This is a genomic window from Oleiphilus sp. HI0128, from assembly GCF_001635365.1.
The window spans coordinates 1-1,447 of the sequence record NZ_LWGG01001104.1; the positions used below are offsets into that span (position 1 = coordinate 1).

The window sequence follows — 1,447 nt, forward strand, 5'->3', positions numbered from 1 at the left end:
GAAGATCGATTTTGGGGTACTTCTGTGCGAATTCTTCTTGCTTATGCCAATGCGTGGTACAGATTCGCTCATCCAAGAGCCCGGCCTCTGCCAGAAAGTAGGAACCGGTTGTCGCAGCCATAATCGGGATACCTTGCTCGTGCCACTCCCTAAGCTTTGGGTATAAGGGGCGCTGATCGATTAGCAGCGCTTCCATGTCACCCCAGATTCCATGAAGAATGACCAGGTCTGTATGTTTGATATCGCCTAGTGCCTGATCAGGTGTAATGCTTAAGCCGCTGAATGATGAAATAGCTTTGCCATCTAAGGTAACTAGCGAGATAGATATAGCCTCGCCCAAAAGCTTTTTTTGTAGCATGGAGGCAAAGGCAAATACATCATGACTAAGACCTAAACTTAAGCCCATTGCATTCTCGCAGGCATAAAGCGTGACATGTTTTAGCATCATAATCTCCGGAATATATTGGGGTATTATTTACCTTTATGGCCCGTTTGGCCATTTATATGACCTGAGTCACGCTGTTTCTTTTTGTCTTCGATTCTTAAGATTGCGTTAGTTAGATCTTATATTGGAGATGAGCATGAAATTCACGTCTGAACATGAAGCCTTACGCAAAACAGTGCGAGCCTTTGTTGATCAGGAAATGGACCCTTTTGTTGATGAGTGGGAGCAGGCAGGCAAAGCGCCTTTACATTCACTATTCAAGAAAATGGGTGACCTGGGCTTGTTGGGTATACATAAACCCGAAGCGAATGGTGGTGCAGGTTTAGATTATAGTTATAACCTGGTGTTTGCTGAGGAAATTGGCCGAGCCTATGGTGGTTCCTTGCCCATGGCGATTGGTGTGCAAACAGACATGGCCACGCCTGCTTTGGCTCGTTTTGGTAGTGATGAGTTAAAACGTGATTTTTTGGCGCCAGCCATCGCTGGAGATATGGTTGCTTGTATCGGGGTTAGTGAAGCTGGGGCAGGTTCAGATGTTGCAGGTTTAAAAACGACCGCTAAAAGTGACGGTGATGACTACCTTATCAATGGCAGTAAGATGTGGATCACGAATGCGACGCAAGGTGATTGGATTTGTTTACTTGCCAACACTTCTGAAGGCAGCGTTCATGCAAATAAATCAATGATCATTGTGCCTTTGGATTCACCGGGTATCGAGACCTCAAAGCCTTTGGATAAACTCGGTATGCGCGCCAGTGATACGGGGCAGATATTCTTTGATAATGTTCGCGTACCTAAGCGCTATCGAATAGGCGAACAGAACAAAGGTTTCGCTATGCAGATGATGCAGTTTCAAGAAGAGCGAATGTATGCCGCTGCGAGTTCACTAAAGGGAATGGAGCGAATTATCAGTGATACCCGGGATTGGTGCCGAGATAGGGAGACCTTTGGCCAGCCGATATTAAACAATCAGGTGGTGCACTTTCGCTTGGCAGAGTTGCA

Annotated in this window: 2 protein-coding genes; one reads left to right on the forward strand and one right to left on the reverse strand. The window is 46.2% G+C overall.

Features of this window, described 5'->3' with window-relative positions; translation table 11 throughout:
• A partial coding sequence (locus A3763_RS18815) for a DJ-1/PfpI family protein (RefSeq protein WP_197482978.1) occupies positions 1–448 on the reverse strand: 448 nt, incomplete at its 3' end.
• 133 nt (positions 449–581) lie between these two features.
• Between A3763_RS18815 and A3763_RS18820 the strand changes: the two genes are divergently transcribed.
• Positions 582–1,447, forward strand: an 866-nt coding sequence (locus tag A3763_RS18820; protein WP_068760335.1) for an acyl-CoA dehydrogenase family protein, incomplete at its 3' end; no start/stop codon positions are given.